This window comes from Microbacterium aurantiacum (genome assembly GCF_002872075.1).
In the GTDB taxonomy this organism is placed as follows: domain Bacteria; phylum Actinomycetota; class Actinomycetes; order Actinomycetales; family Microbacteriaceae; genus Microbacterium; species Microbacterium aurantiacum_A.
In genome coordinates this window covers 132841-149674 of sequence record NZ_PGGU01000025.1, presented here as the reverse complement: position 1 = coordinate 149674, position 16834 = coordinate 132841, and the positions used below count along the sequence as shown (strand labels likewise).

The window sequence follows — 16834 nt, the reverse complement described above, 5'->3', positions numbered from 1 at the left end:
CCGCGCCGCGGCCGGGGTCCCGGCGTCAGCGCGCGGGTGCCGCCACCGATCCTCGCTCCACGAGTCGTTGCTCGAGCACGGTGGTCGCCGCCGGCCGGCCGTCGCCGGCGATCCGACGCAGCAGCAGCCGAGTCGCCTGAGCGCCGATCTCGTGGATCGGTTGCTCCACGACGGTGATCCCGGGCGTGGTGAGGCTCATCCAATCGGCGTCGTCGAAGCCGACGAGCGAGAGCTGGTCGGGGATCGATACGCCGCGCTCCTGCGCCGCGCGGAACGTCGCGAGGGCGATCAGGCTGTCGGAGGCGATGATCGCGGTCACCGGCTCGGAGCCGTCCAGCAGGCGGGAAGCGAGCACCTCCACGCCTTCGCGCCGGGCGTTGAGATAAACGAACGACTCCGGTCGTGGCACTCCCGCCTCGGCGAGGGTTTCCACGAAACCTGAAACGCGGTCGGCGACCGCCGAGGAGAAGAGCACGTCGTGCAACCGGAACTCGCCTTCGTGGACGAGGGTCGAGATGAACGCGATGCGCCGATGGCCGGCGCGCAGCAGCAGTTCGGTGAGCCGACGTGCACCGGACCGGTTGTCGGTGATGACGGCGTCGGCGTCGACTCCGGGCACTGTGCGGTCGAACAGCACCAGAGGCCGGCGCGCATCGAGGACGGGCTGCAGGTTGCCTGGCGCGAGCGAGGAAGCCGGCGCGATCAGCAGGCCGTCGACCTGCTTCGCCAGCTGGACGGCGATCGCCTTCGCCTCCGTCGACAACTCCTCGTCCGAGTTCGAGAGGATCAGGTCGTACCCGGCATCGGCGGCGACATCGGCGGCACCGCGGGTCGCCTTCGCGAAGAACGGGTTCTCGATGTCGCCGATCACGATGCCGAGGGTGTGCGACCTGCCTGTGCTCATGGTGCGCGCCAGGGCGTTGGGGCGATACCCGAGTTCGTCAGCGGCCTTCTGCACCCGGTCGCGTACGGCATCGCTCACCGCACCGTAGTCGCCCAGCGCCCTTGCCGCCGTGGCCTTCGAGACTCGGGCAACCCGAGCGACGTCGCTGACGGTGGCCTCTCGGCGGCCGGTTCCCGTCTCGCTCATATGACCTCTTTCGATGTTCTCCGCCGGCGCGGAGGATGGCAGAGTCGAACCTATCGGTTGACGCGGTGCTCGGAGGCGTGTATCGTCCGTTGAAACACATTGAGACCGGTCTCAATCTAGCATATTGAGACCGGTCTCACCACAGCCCCGCCCTGCCAGACACCCCTTGCATCAGTAGTCAGAGAGGAACACCATGAGCATCCGCTCTACACTCCGCCGCACGACCTTCGCCGCCGTGGTCGCCGCCGCCGCGATCGCGCTCGCAGCCTGCTCGCCGACCGCCTCCAACGCCGGTGGCGAGGATGCGGCGACCGACAACCCGTACGGCCTCATCACCCCCGGTGAGATCCGCGTGGCCAGCCTCGGCGACTCCAAGCCGTACACGTTCACCGACGAGTCGGGTGAGTTCACCGGCTTCGACGTCGAACTGTTCACCGACGTCGCGAACCGCATCGGCATCGAGAAGGTCGTCTTCACCGGACAGGACTTCTCCGGCCTGCTCGCCGCGGTCGCGAACGGCCAGTTCGACGTCGGCGTCGCCGCGATCGGCATCACCGAAGAGCGCAAGGAGACGGTCGACTTCTCCGACGGCTACCTCGCCGGGTACCTGACCGTGATGGCCAGCCCGGACAGTGACATCTCTGACGAGGACAGCCTCGCGGGCAAGCGCCTCGGCGTCGTGCAGGGCACCCTCCAGGAGGCATACGCCGTGAAGAACTTCGCCGACACCGAACTCGTGCGCTTCCCGGACAACAACTCGGCGATCTCCGCAGTGAACAGCGGCTCCGTCGACGCGCACTTCCTCGACTACGAGGCGGCCAAGGAGTACGCCGCGCAGTACGGCCTGGAGAATGCGATCGACATTCCGTCGTTCGACGCTCCCGCAGGTTTCGCGATCGCGCAAGGCAAGGACGAGTTCAAGGATGCCCTGAATGAGGCCCTGCACGCCGCGATGGAGGACGGCACGTGGAAGGAACTCTACGAGAAGTGGTTCCCGGGATCCCCGATGCCGGACCAGTACCTGCCCAGCGACGAGCAGGGCGAAGGCGAGTAGTCGCCTCGCCGGATGCGGGGCCCGGCCCCGGCTGCGGCCCCGCATCCCCGAACAGGAGATCCCATGGACTGGCTAGACAAGATCATCAAGACATTCCTCGATTTCGAGGCGATGTGGAAAGTGCTTCCGCAGCTGCTCGGAACGGGGCTGGTGAACACCCTCATCATCTCGGTGGCCGCCACGGTGCTCGGCATCGTGATCGGCATGATCCTCGCGGTCATGGGCGTCGCCCGCACCCGCTGGCTGCGCATCCCGGCGCGCATCTACACCGACATCTTCCGCGGCCTGCCGGCGATCCTCACCATCCTGCTCATCGGACAGGGCTTCGCCGCCATCAGCCGGCAACTCTTCGGTCCGTCGCCCTACCCCCTCGGCATCCTCGCACTGAGCCTCATCGCGGGTGCGTACATCGGCGAGATCTTCCGCGCCGGCATCCAGAGCATCGAACGAGGCCAGCTCGAAGCCTGCCGCGCCCTCGGCATGACGTACGGCAGCGCGATGCGCCTGGTCGTGGTTCCGCAGGGCATCCGACGGGTCCTGCCCGCGCTGGTGAACCAGTTCATCGCGATCGTGAAGGACTCTTCCCTGGTCTACTTCCTGGGCCTGCTCGTCAGCGAACGCGAGCTGTTCCGCGTCGGCCAGGACGCCGCAGTCCTCACCGGCAACCTGTCGCCGCTCGTCATGGCGGGCGTCTTCTACCTCGTGATCACGGTGCCGCTGACGCACCTGGTCAACTACTTCGACGACCGCTTCCGCACCGGCCGGCGCAAGGCCGCACCGCCCAAGAGCGGCCTCGAAGAGGTCGCCGAGCAGTCCCTCAGCCCGGTCTACACCCGTGGAGAGAACACATGACCTACACCTCGCCCGTGCCTGTCACCGAGGGCCGCTTCTACGAGGGGTCTCGCTTGCAGCTCGAGAACCTCCAGATGGCGTACGGCGACATCGACGTCATCAACGGCGTCTCGATCACTGTCGAACCCGGTACCACCACCTGCATCATCGGACCGTCGGGATCCGGCAAGTCCACGCTCCTGCGCGGTGTGAACCGCCTGCACGAGCCCAAGGGCGGCAGCGTCCAGCTCGCCGACGACGACGCACTCGCGCTCAAGCCCGACGTGCTCCGCCGCCGCGTCGGCCTCGTCTTCCAGCACTTCAACCTCTTTCCTGACCACACCGCGCTGCAGAACGTGGCTCTCGCGCTGCGCAACGTGAAGCGGATGTCGAGGGGCGAGGCCGAGCGCATCGCTCTGGCTCGGCTCACCGAGGTCGGTCTCGCCGAACGCTCGGACCACCGCCCGCGCGATCTCTCGGGCGGTCAGCAGCAGCGCGTCGCGATCGCCCGTGCGCTCGCGATGGAGCCCGAGGTCATGCTCTTCGACGAGGCCACCAGTGCCCTCGATCCCGAGCTCGTGAAGGGCGTGCTGAATCTGATGGCCGAACTCGCCCAGCGCGGCATGACGATGCTCGTCGTCACACACGAGATGGGCTTCGCCCGCAAGGTCGCCGATCAGGTCGTCTTCATGGATGAGGGTCGGGTTGTCGAAGCGGGCACCCCGGACGACATCTTCGACAACCCGCAGAGTGACCGGCTCCGGCTGTTCCTCTCGGAGGTGCTGTGATGGCGGATGCCGAGCAGCGGCCGATCCGAGCTGCCGTCGTCGGATTCGGCGTGTCGGGCAGAGTCTTCCACAGCCCCTTCCTCGCGGCGGACCGGGCGTACTCGCTCGACCTGATCGTCACCGGCGACCCGGAGCGTGCCTCGGAGGCCGCGAAGCGGTACCCGTCAGCATCCGTCATCGGATCCGTTGACGAGATGTTCGACCGCGCGGACGACTTCGACCTCGTGGTGATCGGCACTCCGCCGGCCACCCACGCAGACATCGCCACCGCTGCGCTGGAGGCCGGACTCGACGTCGTCGTCGACAAGCCGTTCACCGTGACATCGCAAGAGGGCCGCGACCTGATCGCGCGCGCCGAGCGGCTCGGTCGTCGCCTCACGGTCTTCCAGAACCGACGGTGGGACGGTGATTTCCTCACGATCCGCGACCTCGTGAGGACCGGACGGCTGGGTGCCGTCCGTCGCTTCGAGTCGCGGTTCGAGTGGCACAGGCCTGAGATCCGCGCGAGCTGGAAGGCCGAGGCGACCGCCGCGCAGGGCGGCGGCATCCTCTTCGACCTCGGCACCCACCTCATCGATCAGGCGGTGCAGCTGTTCGGCCCGATCGCGGAGGCGAGCGCCGAGCTCGCCGTGAACCGGCCGGCCGGGGTCGCCGACGACGATGCGTTCGTCGCGGTGCGCCACGCGTCCGGCACGATCTCGCACCTGTCGATGAACTCGCTCGCCGCCCAGTTCGGTCCGCGCTTCCGCGTACTGGGCTCTGAGAGCGGCTACACCTCCTATGGACTGGATGGGCAGGAGGCCGCGCTCGCCGCCGGCGCCTCGCCCACGGACGACGACTACGGTGTCACCCCGCCCGAGCGCTGGGGCGTGCTCGGCGTCGAGGGCTCGCTCGCGCCGCTCCCCACTCTCCGTGGCGACTACGGAGCGTTCTATCGCGCGCTCGCCGACAGCATCCGCAGCGGTGCCCCGCTGCCCGTCGACCCGGCCGACTCCGTCGCGGTGCTCGAGCTCATCGAGTGCCTGCACGCCGAGACGCCCCTGCGTCGACACGATTCCCACCTGAACGAAGGACAACGATGAGCAACCCGCAGCCACTCCACGTCGCCGTCATCGGCGCAGGCATCCTCGGCGCTTCCACTGCCGCGCATCTCGCACGTGCTGGTGCCCGCGTGACCCTCGCCACGTCCGGCAAGCCCGCCGACGGAGCCTCCGGACGTTCGATCGCCTGGCTGAACTCCTCGGGCGCCCGCTCGACCGAGTACCGGTACCTGCGTCTCATCGGAATCGACCGCTACCGTACTTGGAGGGAGCGTCACGAGGAGAGCGCGAGCTACCTGCGCTTCGACGGCGCGCTGAAGTGGGGAGGCGAGGACGAGAGCTTCGCGGACACCTTCGCCTACGAGCGGGAGGGCGGGTACGACTCCGTCTGGCTCTCTCGTGAACAGGTGGCGTCGCTGACTCCTGACGTCGCCGCTGACGCCGTGGCCGACGAGGGTGCCATCTACAACAGGGGAGAGGGCTGGGTGAACCTGCCCGACCTGATCGCCGCGCTTCTCGCGGAGGCCGTCGCCGACGGCGCCGAGCTCATCGAGGACGCCGGAGACGTGCGCGTCGACGTGCAGGACGGTGCGGCCGCCGGGGTCATTCTCGGCGACGGCACCCGTCTGGCTGCCGATCGGGTCGTGCTGGCGACCGGCGGGCATGTACCCGCGCAGCTCGCAGCTCTCGGCGTGCACGTTCCGGATGCCACGCCCGCCGCCTTCGTCGTGATCACCGAGCCCGTCGATCCGCGGGTCCGGACGGTGCTGAACACGCCGCGTGTGGCTGTGCGGCCGATGCCGGACGGCCGGCTCGTCCTCGACGCGGACTGGGCCGAGAAGTCGGTCGTCGTGGGCGAGGACGGCTCGCTCACGGTGCCGGATGCCTCGGTGCAGGGGCTGCTGGAGGAGGGATCGCGGGTTCTCGCCGGTCGGCCGAAGCTGACGGCTCAGCGCGTTGCAGCGGGCCTCAAGCCGATCCCCGGCGACGGCGAGCCCGTCGTCGGTGCGGTGTCGGCGATCGACGGGCTGTACACGCTGTTCACTCACTCCGGAGCGACCCTGGGTCTCATCCTCGGCGAACTCGTCGCGGAGGAGATCATGACGGGGCAGCCCTCGCCCGTGCTCGACGCGTTCCGCCTGGACAGGTTCGACGCCGATGCCGAGCTCGGCGAGGTCGCCATCGGCGCCTGGGCGCCGGTCACGCAGTAGCCGCACGGTTCCGGGGCCGGCCCCGATGCTCTTCCCACCTCGTGTCGCCAGCCCCGAGTCGGAACCTTCCGGGCGCAGTTCGTGCCGTTGCCGCGGCGGTCCCGAATGTTCCGGGTGCAGTTCGTGCCGTCCGCTTCGAGAGTCGGCGGCACCAACTGCACCCGGAACGGACCGGATGCGGAGTCCGCTTACGCGATCGAGCGCAGTCCCTCGACGAGCGGCGTCGTCGGACGCCCGATGAGGCGGGAGAGCGTGCCGTCGGTGTCGGCGAGTGCGCCGCCGCGGATGCCGGCATCCAGAGCCGTCACGAACCCGACCGTTCCTGCGTCGAGGCCGGCGTCCGAGAGCGCGGCCGCGTGCTCCTCCGCCGACAGCGCCTGGTAGGCGACGGGTCGGCCGGAGACCTCGGCCATCGCCGCCGCGAGGTCGTCGAAGTTCCACGCCACGTCACCACCCAGCTCGTACACGGCGCCGGTGTGGCCGTCTTCGAGGAGCACGGCGGCTGCGGCATCGGCGAAGTCGCGGCGGCTGGCCGAGGCGACACGACCCTCGCCGACGCTCGCGGCGAGAACGCCCGACCCGGTCGCCTGCGTGAAGGTGTCGGCGTAGTTCTCGGTGTACCAGTTATTGCGCAGGATCACGGAGGGGATGCCGGATGCTGCGATGAGCTCTTCGGTGGCCTTGTGCTCCGGCGCGAGGACGAGATCGCTCGTGGTCGCCTTCGGCGCGCTCGTGTACACGAGCTTCGCCACACCGGCCTGCTTCGCGGCGTCGATGACGGCCTGGTGCTGCGCGACCCGCTGGCCGACCGCGGAGCTGGAGATCAGCAGCACGGAATCCGCTCCCTCGACTGCGGCCTGCACGGTCGCGGGGACGTCGTAGTCGAGTTCGACGACGCGGATGCCGCGTGCGGCGAGGTCGGATGCCTTCGCGGTGTCGCGCGCCCCTGCCGCGATGCTCTGCGGCTCCGCGCCGCGCTCGAGGAGGCTGTCGATGACGAGGCGGCCGAGCTGACCTGTGGCGCCGGTGATGAGGATGGTCATGAGAAGTCCTTTCGTGGATGGATCGTCCGTGACAACCGGCTTCCCGTCCCAAACCTTCCGCCCAGCAGGTACCCACTTTGAAGTAAGGTACCTACATGACGGTTAGTTTCGCGCAGATAAAGGAATCGTCGCCGATGGTGTTCGATCCGGGATGCAGCACGCGGGTCGTCCTCGACCACATCATGAGCAAATGGGGAGTGCTCGTGCTCTCGTCGCTGTCGGACGGCACTCGACGCTGGGGAGAGCTCCGCCGAGAGGTCGGGGGCATCAGCGAGAAGATGCTCGCGTCGACGCTGCGCACACTCGCGGAAGACGGCCTCGTGCGACGGGAGTCGTTCCCGTCGGTGCCTCCGCATGTCGAATACAGCTTGACTCCGCTCGGCCGCGATCTCATGGAGCGGATGCTGCCGCTCGTCGAGTGGGTCGCCGAGAACTCAGACGGGATGCTCGGCCGCGCATCCTGACCACCAGCCGCGGATTTCGTCGTTCAAGTGCTGATTGACCCACGAATTCCGTTGTAGTCGTCAATTGCTTGACCCGAGAACAGTGGTGGCTCTACTGTTCACAACATGGTTGCAACGACGCCTATTCATCTGGAACGACCCGAGGGCAAGGGACTGGCGGCGGGCACGCTGGGGCTCTGGGGATCCACCGTCATCGGTCTGGCCTCCACCGCGCCGGTGTACTCGCTGGTCGCGACCCTCGGCTGGGTGGTGCTCGCTGTCGGTGCGCAAGCCCCGATCGCGTTCATCATCGCCTTCATCCCGATGCTCCTCATCGCCTTCGCGTACCGCGAACTCAACAATGCGGTGCCCGACTGCGGCACCACCTTCACCTGGAGCACCAAGGCCTTCGGCCCCTGGGTGGGCTGGACGGGCGGCTGGGGCGTCGCGGTGGCAGGCATGGTCGTGCTCGCGAACCTCGCGCAGATCGCCTCGGTCTACTTCTGGGCCCTGATCGGCCAGGACCTCGAGAACAACGACCTGCGCGTGGTGATCGTCGCGGTGATCTTCATCGCCGCGATGACCTGGGTGAGCTGGCGCGGTGTCGAGATCGGCGAGCGCATCCAGAACGTGCTGCTCGGCATCCAGTACCTGGCACTGGCCGTGTTCGTCATCGCCGCCTTCTGGCAGTTCGCCGCCGGCACCGCGCCGAACCCGACACCGTTCGAATGGGAGTGGCTGAACCCGTTCGCGTTCACGGACTGGTCCGCCTTCACGGAGGCGATCCTGCTCGCGCTCTTCATCTACTGGGGCTGGGACACCTGCCTCGCCCTGAACGAGGAGACGAAGGATCCGAAGCGGATCCCCGGTCGAGCCGCGCTGCTGACCACCGTCATCCTGCTCGTCACGTATGTCTCGGTCACGATCGCGGCGATGATGTACGCCGGGCTCGGCGATGATGCCACCGGGCTCGGCAACGAGGCGAACGCCGACGACTTCTTCCTCGCGATCAAGGACGGCCTCCTCGGCCCCTTCGGCTGGGCGCTCGTGGTCGCGGTGATCCTCTCCGCCATCTCGTCGACGCAGACGACGATCCTGCCGACGGCCCGCGGAACTCTTGCGATGGGGGTCTACCGGGCGCTGCCGGCGAAGTTCAAGGACGTGCACCCCGAGTACAAGACGCCGTCGTTCTCGACGCTGGTCATGGGAGTCGTCGCCATCGCGTACTACGTCGGCATGACCCTCATCAGCGACAACATCCTCCAGGACTCGATCCTCTCGCTCGGGCTCGCGATCGCCTTCTACTACGCCATCACCGGGTTCGCCTGCGTCTGGTACTTCCGCGCGGACCTGTTCCGCTCCGCGAGCGCCTTCTTCTTCAAGGGGCTGTTCCCGCTGCTCGGCGCCCTCATGCTCACCGGCGCATTCGTGCAATCGGCGATCGACATGTGGGACGTCGACTACGGCTACACGGTGCTGTTCGGGATCGGCGGCACCTTCGTCGTCGGCATCGGGTCGCTCGCCGTCGGCGTCGTGCTGATGTTGGTCTGGTTCCTGTTCCCGCGCTCGAAGCGGTTCTTCCGCGGCGAGAGCCTGAACCGCGACACCGAGGTCATGGTGCCGGACGAGCCGGGAGAATTCACGCGCTCGATCGACGGAGGCATCTGAGGATGCCGGTCGCCACAGCCGATCTGTACGACGAACGCGGCGAGAGCCTGCAGTCGCTGTCGATGCAGTTGCGCTCCTTCGGCGGTCGGGCTGCGTTCGACGGTCCCATCCGCACGGTGCGCTGCTTCGAGGACAACGCCCTCGTGAAGACGATCCTCGCCTCGCCCGGGGGCGGGGCGGTGCTCGTCATCGACGGAGGCGGTTCGCTGAACACGGCACTGATGGGCGACCTCATCGCCGGATCGGCCGTCGCCGGCGGCTGGGCCGGCGTCGTCATCCACGGTGCGGTCCGCGACAGCGTGGCCATCGGCTCGCTCGATCTCGGGGTGAAAGCGCTCGGCACCAACCCGCGCAAGAGCGCCAAGGAGGGGACGGGCGAGGCCGACGTCACGCTCGAGTTCGGCGGTGTCGTCTTCCGTGTCGGTGCACATCTGTACAGCGACGAGGACGGCATCCTGGTCGAACGGTGAGCCCCGGCCGCCGGTGCCCGGTGTCCTAGGCTGGATCTGTGCGCATCCGGCTCGACATCGCCTACGACGGCACCCACTTCCGCGGTTGGGCGAAGCAGCCGACGCTGCGCACCGTGCAGGGCACCCTCGAGGCGGCGCTGGCGAGGATCGTGGGTTCCGACGTGCAGTTCGTCGTCGCCGGACGCACGGATGCCGGAGTCCACGCCTCGGGGCAGGTCGTCCACGTCGATCTCGACGACGAGCAGTGGTCGCGCGTCGAGCGGCGGCATGGGAAGGCCGCGCACGACCCGGCCGGTTCGATCGCGGGGCGCATGCGCGGCGTGCTCGGCGCCTACCCCGATGTCACGGTGGTGCGATCGTCGCTCGCACCGGAGGGGTTCGATGCCCGTTTCTCCGCGGTCTGGCGCCGGTACCGCTACCGCCTCGCCGACGACGGCGCCGGATACGATCCGCTGCGCAGACACGACACCACCGGCATCCGCGGTGATCTGGATGAGCAGGCGATGGATGCTGCCGCCCGTTCCCTCATCGGACTGCACGACTTCGCCGCCTACTGCATCCCCCGCGAGCGCGCCACGACCATCCGCACGCTTCTCGACTTCCGCTGGGAGCGCGACGCCGAGGGCGTGCTCGTTGCGGAGGTGAAGGCCGACGCCTTCTGCCACAGCATGGTCCGGTCGCTCGTCGGTGCGTGCGCAGCCGTCGGCGAAGGGCGCCTCGGCATCTCCGACCCCGCGATGCTCCGAGACGCTCTGGAGCGCACCAGCGAGTTCAAGGTGCTCGCCGCGCGCGGACTCACGCTCACAGAGGTCGGATACCCGGCGGATGACCTGCTCGCCGTGCGCGCCAGTCAGACACGCGCTCGCCGCGATGCCGGGGCGTCCAGCGAGTGAACGCACTCTGACCAGTTCCACGGCGTGTGTCAATGCCCAGGTCCGGCGCGTGGCGACCGGGTAGCGTTGAAGCACGATGAAGGTCATCTCCTACAACCTCCGCAAGCACAGGGCGGCGACCGAGCTCGTCGCCCTCGAAGAGGAGCACGCTCCCGACATCCTGTGCCTGCAGGAGTGCGACGTGCAGGGGCTGCCCGAGAGCATCGGCGATCTTGCGATGGCGCAGGCCACGCAGGGCAACCGGCTCGGACTCGCCGTCTACTACCGGGCGAACACGTTCCAGGTGAAGAGCATCCGCACCATCGGGCTGAAGAAGTCGCTGCACGACATCCTGCTGCGACCGGCCCACGAGCGAGTGCTCGGGGTGCGTCTGCACGACATCGATCAGGGGCGCGACGTCATCGTCGCCTCGTTCCACGCGGCGCCTCTCACCGCGTTGAACAGACTGCGCCGTCACCAGATCCGTGCGGCTCTCACAGAGCTCCAGACTCTCGGGGAGGGGTTGCCGGTGCTGATGGTCGGCGACTACAACTACCCCGTGTTCAAAGAGAACCTCAGCCAGACGGTGCGCGATCACGGCTACACGCTGAGTCTCAGCGACGATCACACCTACACGCGCTACCGCGTCTTCCGCGGGCACTACGACTTCGCCACCTCGGTCGGCTTCGACATCGAGCGCATCACGACGCTGCCGCAGAAGTCGAGCGATCACCGGCCGATCCTGATCACGGCGCAGCCGGACTGACTTCGACGGAGCTGCGCGAGGGCCCCGAGTTTGAGAGAAGCACGCCGGATGGCGTATGCTGACTCTTTGGTGCCCTTCTCTGTGCGCTCTTCGGAGCTGCAGGATCGGGACATCCTCCGAACGTGAGCCCTCCACTGGCGTGTTCCCCCGATTCACAAAGGGAAGAACCACCCCGGAGTGGGATTCACGAACTCCTCCGTTCGAAAACAAGAAAGCAGCACTATCGTGACGCGCACTTACACCCCGAAGGCCGGCGAGGTCCAGCGTGACTGGGTCGTCATCGACGCCACAGACGTCGTTCTCGGCCGTCTCGCCTCGCACGCCGCAACGCTCCTGCGTGGCAAGCACAAGCCGACCTTCGCAAACCACATCGACTCGGGTGACTTCGTCATCATCGTGAACGCAGAGAAGGTCGCGCTCACCGGTCAGAAGCTCCAGAAGAAGCTGGCTTACCGTCACTCGGGTTACCCGGGCGGCCTGAAGTCGGTCACCTACGCCGAGCTCCTCGAGAAGAACCCGGTCCGCGCTGTCGAGAAGGCCATCCGTGGCATGCTCCCCAAGAACAGCCTGGGCCGTCAGCAGCTGTCGAAGCTCAAGGTGTACGTCGGTGCCGAGCACCCGCACGCCGCGCAGCAGCCCCAGCCGTACACCCTCGACCAGGTCGCCCAGTAAGCGCCGTAAAGACTTAAGGACATACTCGTGGCTGACATCCAGGACACCACCGAAACCCCCCAGAGCTTCTCGACCTCGACTCCGGAGACCGAAGCAGTCGAGGCGGCTCCCCGCCCCGTGCTCAGCGTCCCGGGCGCCGCTGTCGGCCGTCGCAAGCAGGCCATCGCCCGCGTGCGCATCGTCCCCGGCTCCGGCACGATCACGGTCAACGGCCGTACGATCGAGGACTACTTCCCGAACAAGCTGCACCAGCAGCTGATCAACGACCCGTTCACGGTGCTCAACCTCACCGGCGCGTACGACGTGATCGCCCGCATCTCCGGTGGCGGCCCCTCGGGCCAGGCCGGCGCGCTGCGCCTCGGCATCGCCCGTTCGCTGAACGGCATCGACGAGGAGAACAACCGTCCGACCCTGAAGAAGGCCGGCTTCCTCTCGCGCGACGCTCGCGTCAAGGAGCGCAAGAAGGCCGGACTCAAGAAGGCCCGCAAGGCGCCTCAGTACTCGAAGCGTTAAGGTCCGCTGCTCCGATGCCGATCTTTGGCACGGACGGCGTGCGGGGACTCGCCAATGGCGTCCTCACCGCCGACCTCGCGCTCTCCCTGGCCCAGGCGACTGCTGTCGTCCTGGGCCAGGGCCGTACTGCGGAGGCCCGCAAGGCCGAAGGCAAGCGGCTCACCGCCGTCGTCGGCCGTGACCCCCGCGTGTCCGGTCACTTCATCTCTGCAGCCGTCGCCGCCGGCCTCGCCTCCTCGGGTGTCGACGTGCTCGACGCGGGAGTCATCCCGACCCCGGCGCTCGCGTTCCTCGTGGCCGACCGTGATGCCGACTTCGGAGTCATGATCTCGGCTTCGCACAACCCGGCTCCCGACAACGGGATCAAGATCTTCGCCCGCGGCGGCGTGAAGCTCCCCGATGTCGTCGAGGCGCGTATCGAAGCCGCGATGTCCGGGGAGAAGCTTCTGCCGACCGGCGCAGGCGTCGGACGGATCAGCCGCTTCTCGGATGCTGAGGACCGCTATGTCGTGCACCTGCTCGGCTCACTGCCGAACCAGCTCGACGGCATCCACGTGGTGCTGGACTGCGCCCACGGCGCGGCGTCCGGCGTCTCGCCGGAGACGTTCAAGGACGCCGGCGCGGAAGTCACCGTGATCGGCGCCGACCCCGATGGCCTGAACATCAACGAGGGAGTGGGTTCCACCCACCTCGACAACCTCGCGGAAGCCGTCATCCGCCTCGGTGCCGACATCGGCATCGCGCACGACGGCGATGCCGACCGCTGCCTCGCGGTCGACGCCGCGGGCAAGGTCATCGACGGTGACCAGATCATGGCGATCCTCGCCGTCTCGATGAAGGAGCGCGGTCACCTCACCGACGACACGCTCGTCGCCACCGTCATGAGCAACCTCGGCCTGCACGTCGCGATGCGCGAGCACGGGATCACGGTCCGTCAGACCGCGGTCGGCGACCGCTACGTGCTCGAGGACATGAACGCCGGCGGTTATGCGCTCGGCGGTGAGCAGTCCGGCCACGTCATCATGAGCGAATACGCCACGACCGGCGATGGCCTGCTGACCGGCCTCCACCTCGTCGCGGAGATGGCCAGGACGAAGAAGACGGCCGCCGAGCTCGCCTCGGTGATGACGGTGTACCCGCAGGTGCTCATCAACGTGCGCGGTGTCGACCGCACCCGGGTGAACGACGACGACGGACTGCTCGCCGCGGTTCGCGAGATCGAGTCCGAGCTGGGCGACACCGGTCGCGTGCTGCTGCGCGCTTCCGGTACCGAGCAGCTCGTGCGCGTGATGGTCGAGGCCGCCGATGCGGAGTCCGTGAAGCGGCACGCCGAGCGGCTCGCAGACCTCGTCCTCGAGCGTCTCGCTCTCTGACAGCCGAACAGGCAGGGAAGAGCCGGTCGGTCGCCGAAACACAGCGGCCGGCCGGTTCTATCGTTCGGCGGCGCCGCCCCAGGTCAGCCGCTCGATGTAGCGCAGCAGCACACCCTCGCGCAGTGCCCACGGCGACACCTCGAGTTCGTCGAGGTCGAGCGCGCGCATCGTGGTGTGCAGTGCGACGGCTGCGGCGACGATCTGGAACGTCCGGTCGGGTGTGATCCCCGGGAGCTCCTGACGCGCGGAGGCCGGCAGTCGGGCCAGCCGCGGGATCCACGAGCCGAGTGCGGCGCGCGGCAACAGCATCCGGTCGCTGCCCGACCAACCGGGCGCGGGGTAGCCGACGAGGCGTGCCAGGGAGCGGATGGCCTTGGAGGATCCGACCACGTGGTCGGGCTTCGGCAGCGCGGCGAAGCGGGGGAGGATCGGCGCCAGCGTCTCCGCGGCGTGCTCGCGGAGACGCTCGACGTCGTCTTCGCCGGGCGGATCGTTCGGCAGGAACTGCACGGTCATGCGCCCGGCTCCCAGCGGCACGGATGCGGCTGCCGCCGGCACCTCCTCGGCGCCCGCGGCGATCTCCAGAGAGCCCCCGCCGATGTCGAGAAGAAGCAGCTGCCCGGCCGACCACCCGAACCAGCGCCGCACGGCGAGGAAGGTGAGCTCCGCCTCGGTTTCTCCGTCGAGCACCTGGAGGGGCTGCCCGAGAGCCGCCTCGATGCGGGCGATGACGTCTTCGCCGTTGCGTGCCTCGCGCACCGCGCTCGTCGCTGTGGCGAGCAGGGCGTCGACCTTCTCCGCCTCGGCGACGGCCCGCGCCTGAGTGACCGCCGCGATCAGCGCCAGAACGCCGTCCTCGGTGATCGCGCCATCGGGCGTGAGATAGCGCATCAGCCGCAAGACCGTGCGGTCGCTCGTCTTCGCCAGCGGACGGCCCCCGGGGCGGACGTCGGCGGCGAGCAGATGGACGGTGTTCGAACCGATGTCGAGAACTCCCAGGCGCACCATATGAGACTATTCCTTGTGAAGAGCGACGGTGGACCGGGTATGGACGACGAGCGGCGGCAGAGGCCGTGGTGGCGTCGGGTGTCGACGTGGGCGCTCGTCTACGTTCCGGTCGTGTTCTACATCGTGTTCTGGCCGGACCCTTCGGACTTCGGGATCTCGCCGTGGCTGAGGGAGATCCGCGAGTTCGCTCCCATGCTGACCTCGGTGCGCGTCGAGTTCGCGGCGAACATTCTGCTGTTCGTGCCGCTGGGGGTCGGGCTGGCGCTGATGCTGCCCCGACACCGCTACCTGGTCGCTCCGCTGGGCCTCCTCGCGACTTTGGCCATCGAAGGCATCCAGGCGCTGCTGCTCGCGGGCCGCAGTCCCACCGTGATCGACCTGGTCGCCAACTTCGCCGGTGCGTGCGTCGGACTCGTCGGGGTCGCCGCGTTCGAGGCCCTGTTCCGCCGTCGCACCGACTGATCCGCCGGCTGAAGCGAAGAGATCAGGGAGCGGCGCAGACCCGGTACACCGGGCCGTCCACGAGCACTTCGGTCGTGCACGCCTCGAGGGTGAGCCGTGGCACGCCTGCCATCTCGGGAGCGTCGAACAGCCCCAGATGCGTCCCCGACAGCACCACGGCCGACGTGGCTCCTCCCCAGGGCTGGGCAGCGAGCCAGCGGATGTCGTTCTCGGCGGCCCAGGCTCGAATCGGCGCGACCGCCGTGCGCTGGGTCTCCAGCGTCTCCCATCCGGGAGAGAACATCGCTGCGGCGTGCAGTGCGCCGCCCGCGCCCAGAGCGATGGCGAGCAGCGCCGAGGCTGCCGCGGTGGCGACGCGGATGGGACGGGCGGGGGAGCGCCAGAGCATCTGCAGACTCCAGACCGCAACGGCGGCGAGGATCGGCAGGAACGCGTAGACGCCCGGAGCGGGGTGCCGCACCCAGAGCGGGAGGTGGGATGCTGTCGTCCACCAGCCGACGTACGCGGCGAGGCCGGTGATGGCCGCGAGCCCGAGGTACTGGACGGTGGTCGGAACGGTGTGAGCGCCCGCGGGAGCCGGGACGCCGGCGTCGCTCGGCATCGCATCGTCGGGCTTGCGGCGCGAGATCAGGACCGCCCCGATGATGAGCGACGATGCCGCGAGCACGACGACCAGGGTCACCCACCACGGCAGGAACCAGGCGTCGAGCAGCGTGCCCACCTTCTGCGTGACCGTGGTCGGCGCGTAGTGCTGTCCGCCGCTGCGGAGGAAGCCGGCGAGCGAGCGGAGATGGTCGATGAAGCCGTCCAGTCCGAGAGAGAGGAGGGCGGCGACCTCGACGAGGAAGGTGGGGATGGCCACCAGTGCGAGGGGCAACCAGGAACGCCGGACGGTTGCGCGGAGGCGTTCCATCCCGCTGCCCGGTGCAAGGATCCAGAGCGCGACCGCGAAGGCGGGCAGCGCGAGCAGCGCGATCAGCTTGGCCTGCACGGCGAAGCCGAGGAGCAGCCCCGCGAGCCAGGCGCGGCGGGGCAGTACGACGAGGGCCCACACGATGAGCGCCGCAGCGGGGATCTCACCGAGCAGGTCGGCGGGGCCCTGGATCGGCGAGATCGTCAGTGCGGAGTTGAACGCCAGGGGCACCGCCACGGCCGTCAGCGCTCCCCAACGGCCGGCAATGCGGCTGCCCAGCACGGCGAGGCCGGCGAGGAGAAGCACCCAGTACGCGAGCGGGATGAGCCGAGCTCCGATGACGGGGTCGATACCGGTTGCGACCACCGCAGCCGCTGGAAGCAGCACGGACACGCCGGTGGAGATGCGCGGATCGAAGGGGGTCAATGTCGACCCGGAGAGGGCCCCGTCGCTGGTGTAGCCGAGGCCGGCGACCAGGTTCAGCGGCACGGTGAGGTTGAACGCCTCATCCTCCCAGAACCGCATGACCACCAGGCTGTGCCAGGCCACGATGACGTGCGCGATGATGAGGCAGGCCGCGAGCAGCCAGAACATCGCCGTGCTCAGGTTCTTCATGG

Annotated in this window: 18 protein-coding genes; 14 read left to right on the top strand and 4 right to left on the bottom strand. The window is 68.4% G+C overall.

Features of this window, described 5'->3' with window-relative positions; all coding sequences use genetic code 11:
• Positions 1-25: 25 nt before the first annotated feature.
• Positions 26-1090, bottom strand: coding sequence for a LacI family DNA-binding transcriptional regulator (locus CUR96_RS16410; RefSeq protein WP_102194400.1), 1065 nt, complete (start codon positions 1088-1090; stop codon positions 26-28).
• 193 nt (positions 1091-1283) lie between these two features.
• On the opposite strand from CUR96_RS16410, the gene CUR96_RS16405 reads away from it, so the two are divergent.
• The 5 genes from CUR96_RS16405 to CUR96_RS16385 all read left to right on the top strand — a co-directional run bounded on the left by CUR96_RS16405 (position 1284) and on the right by CUR96_RS16385 (position 6014).
• Positions 1284-2144, top strand: coding sequence for an ABC transporter substrate-binding protein (locus CUR96_RS16405; RefSeq protein ID WP_102194399.1), 861 nt, complete (start codon positions 1284-1286; stop codon positions 2142-2144).
• 63 nt (positions 2145-2207) lie between these two features.
• Positions 2208-2996 (top strand): amino acid ABC transporter permease, encoded by a 789-nt coding sequence (locus CUR96_RS16400; RefSeq protein WP_102194398.1) that lies wholly within the window; start codon positions 2208-2210, stop codon positions 2994-2996.
• Complete coding sequence (locus CUR96_RS16395) at positions 2993-3763, top strand: amino acid ABC transporter ATP-binding protein (protein ID WP_102194397.1); 771 nt, start codon at positions 2993-2995, stop codon at positions 3761-3763. The genes CUR96_RS16400 and CUR96_RS16395 overlap by 4 nt, the downstream gene beginning before the upstream one ends.
• Positions 3763-4845, top strand: a complete 1083-nt coding sequence (locus tag CUR96_RS16390; protein ID WP_102194396.1) for a Gfo/Idh/MocA family protein — start codon at positions 3763-3765, stop codon at positions 4843-4845. The genes CUR96_RS16395 and CUR96_RS16390 overlap by 1 nt, the downstream gene beginning before the upstream one ends.
• On the top strand, positions 4842-6014 hold the full coding sequence (locus CUR96_RS16385) for an NAD(P)/FAD-dependent oxidoreductase (RefSeq protein WP_102194395.1): 1173 nt from the start codon (positions 4842-4844) through the stop codon (positions 6012-6014). Before CUR96_RS16390 ends, CUR96_RS16385 begins: the two co-directional genes overlap by 4 nt.
• 188 nt (positions 6015-6202) lie before the next feature.
• Here the strand turns inward: CUR96_RS16385 and CUR96_RS16380 are convergent, their stop codons facing one another.
• Complete coding sequence (locus tag CUR96_RS16380; protein ID WP_102194394.1) at positions 6203-7057, bottom strand: SDR family oxidoreductase; 855 nt, start codon at positions 7055-7057, stop codon at positions 6203-6205.
• A gap of 95 nt (positions 7058-7152) precedes the next feature.
• Here CUR96_RS16380 and CUR96_RS16375 point away from each other — a divergent pair, with 95 nt between their 5' ends.
• From CUR96_RS16375 to glmM, 8 genes are all read left to right on the top strand, one after another.
• The gene (locus CUR96_RS16375) at positions 7153-7521 is read left to right on the top strand and encodes a winged helix-turn-helix transcriptional regulator (RefSeq protein ID WP_102194393.1); all 369 of its coding nucleotides are present in this window, start codon (positions 7153-7155) and stop codon (positions 7519-7521) included.
• A gap of 105 nt (positions 7522-7626) precedes the next feature.
• Positions 7627-9168, top strand: coding sequence for an APC family permease (locus CUR96_RS16370; RefSeq protein ID WP_102194392.1), 1542 nt, complete (start codon positions 7627-7629; stop codon positions 9166-9168).
• Positions 9169-9170: 2 nt separating this feature from the next.
• Positions 9171-9638 (top strand): ribonuclease E activity regulator RraA, encoded by a 468-nt coding sequence (rraA, locus tag CUR96_RS16365; RefSeq protein ID WP_102194391.1) that lies wholly within the window; start codon positions 9171-9173, stop codon positions 9636-9638.
• A 38-nt stretch (positions 9639-9676) separates the two neighbouring features.
• Positions 9677-10531, top strand: coding sequence for a tRNA pseudouridine(38-40) synthase TruA (truA, locus tag CUR96_RS16360; protein WP_102194390.1), 855 nt, complete (start codon positions 9677-9679; stop codon positions 10529-10531).
• 76 nt (positions 10532-10607) lie between these two features.
• The gene (locus CUR96_RS16355; protein ID WP_102194389.1) at positions 10608-11276 is read left to right on the top strand and encodes an endonuclease/exonuclease/phosphatase family protein; all 669 of its coding nucleotides are present in this window, start codon (positions 10608-10610) and stop codon (positions 11274-11276) included.
• Between the two features lie 225 nt (positions 11277-11501).
• Positions 11502-11948 (top strand): 50S ribosomal protein L13, encoded by a 447-nt coding sequence (rplM, locus tag CUR96_RS16350; RefSeq protein WP_102194388.1) that lies wholly within the window; start codon positions 11502-11504, stop codon positions 11946-11948.
• A 27-nt stretch (positions 11949-11975) separates the two neighbouring features.
• A complete protein-coding gene (gene rpsI / locus CUR96_RS16345) occupies positions 11976-12461 on the top strand; it encodes a 30S ribosomal protein S9 (RefSeq protein ID WP_102194387.1) in 486 nt (161 codons plus the stop codon).
• A 14-nt stretch (positions 12462-12475) separates the two neighbouring features.
• Positions 12476-13834 carry a phosphoglucosamine mutase gene (glmM, locus tag CUR96_RS16340; RefSeq protein ID WP_102194386.1) on the top strand — a complete coding sequence of 453 codons (1359 nt, stop codon included), beginning with the start codon at positions 12476-12478 and terminating at the stop codon, positions 13832-13834.
• A 57-nt stretch (positions 13835-13891) separates the two neighbouring features.
• On the opposite strand, the gene CUR96_RS16335 is transcribed toward glmM, so the two are convergent.
• Positions 13892-14839 (bottom strand): Ppx/GppA phosphatase family protein, encoded by a 948-nt coding sequence (locus tag CUR96_RS16335; protein ID WP_102194483.1) that lies wholly within the window; start codon positions 14837-14839, stop codon positions 13892-13894.
• A 3-nt stretch (positions 14840-14842) separates the two neighbouring features.
• Here CUR96_RS16335 and CUR96_RS16330 point away from each other — a divergent pair, with 3 nt between their 5' ends.
• Entirely contained in the window at positions 14843-15304 is a 462-nt protein-coding gene (locus CUR96_RS16330) for a VanZ family protein (RefSeq protein WP_180969081.1), read from the top strand.
• A 22-nt stretch (positions 15305-15326) separates the two neighbouring features.
• Here CUR96_RS16330 and CUR96_RS16325 read toward each other — a convergent pair whose 3' ends face one another.
• Entirely contained in the window at positions 15327-16832 is a 1506-nt protein-coding gene (locus CUR96_RS16325; RefSeq protein WP_102194384.1) for a hypothetical protein, read from the bottom strand.
• Positions 16833-16834 lie beyond the last annotated feature (2 nt).

Coding starts and splice junctions, on each gene's coding strand:
- CUR96_RS16410 (WP_102194400.1), bottom strand. CDS start 1,090: ATGAGCGAGACGGGAACCGGCCGCCGAGAGGCCACCGTCAGCGACGTC.
- CUR96_RS16405 (WP_102194399.1), top strand. CDS start 1,284: ATGAGCATCCGCTCTACACTCCGCCGCACGACCTTCGCCGCCGTGGTC.
- CUR96_RS16400 (WP_102194398.1), top strand. CDS start 2,208: ATGGACTGGCTAGACAAGATCATCAAGACATTCCTCGATTTCGAGGCG.
- CUR96_RS16395 (WP_102194397.1), top strand. CDS start 2,993: ATGACCTACACCTCGCCCGTGCCTGTCACCGAGGGCCGCTTCTACGAG.
- CUR96_RS16390 (WP_102194396.1), top strand. CDS start 3,763: ATGGCGGATGCCGAGCAGCGGCCGATCCGAGCTGCCGTCGTCGGATTC.
- CUR96_RS16385 (WP_102194395.1), top strand. CDS start 4,842: ATGAGCAACCCGCAGCCACTCCACGTCGCCGTCATCGGCGCAGGCATC.
- CUR96_RS16380 (WP_102194394.1), bottom strand. CDS start 7,057: ATGACCATCCTCATCACCGGCGCCACAGGTCAGCTCGGCCGCCTCGTC.
- CUR96_RS16375 (WP_102194393.1), top strand. CDS start 7,153: ATGACGGTTAGTTTCGCGCAGATAAAGGAATCGTCGCCGATGGTGTTC.
- CUR96_RS16370 (WP_102194392.1), top strand. CDS start 7,627: ATGGTTGCAACGACGCCTATTCATCTGGAACGACCCGAGGGCAAGGGA.
- rraA (WP_102194391.1), top strand. CDS start 9,171: ATGCCGGTCGCCACAGCCGATCTGTACGACGAACGCGGCGAGAGCCTG.
- CUR96_RS16355 (WP_102194389.1), top strand. CDS start 10,608: ATGAAGGTCATCTCCTACAACCTCCGCAAGCACAGGGCGGCGACCGAG.
- glmM (WP_102194386.1), top strand. CDS start 12,476: ATGCCGATCTTTGGCACGGACGGCGTGCGGGGACTCGCCAATGGCGTC.
- CUR96_RS16330 (WP_180969081.1), top strand. CDS start 14,843: ATGAGACTATTCCTTGTGAAGAGCGACGGTGGACCGGGTATGGACGAC.
- CUR96_RS16325 (WP_102194384.1), bottom strand. CDS start 16,832: ATGAAGAACCTGAGCACGGCGATGTTCTGGCTGCTCGCGGCCTGCCTC.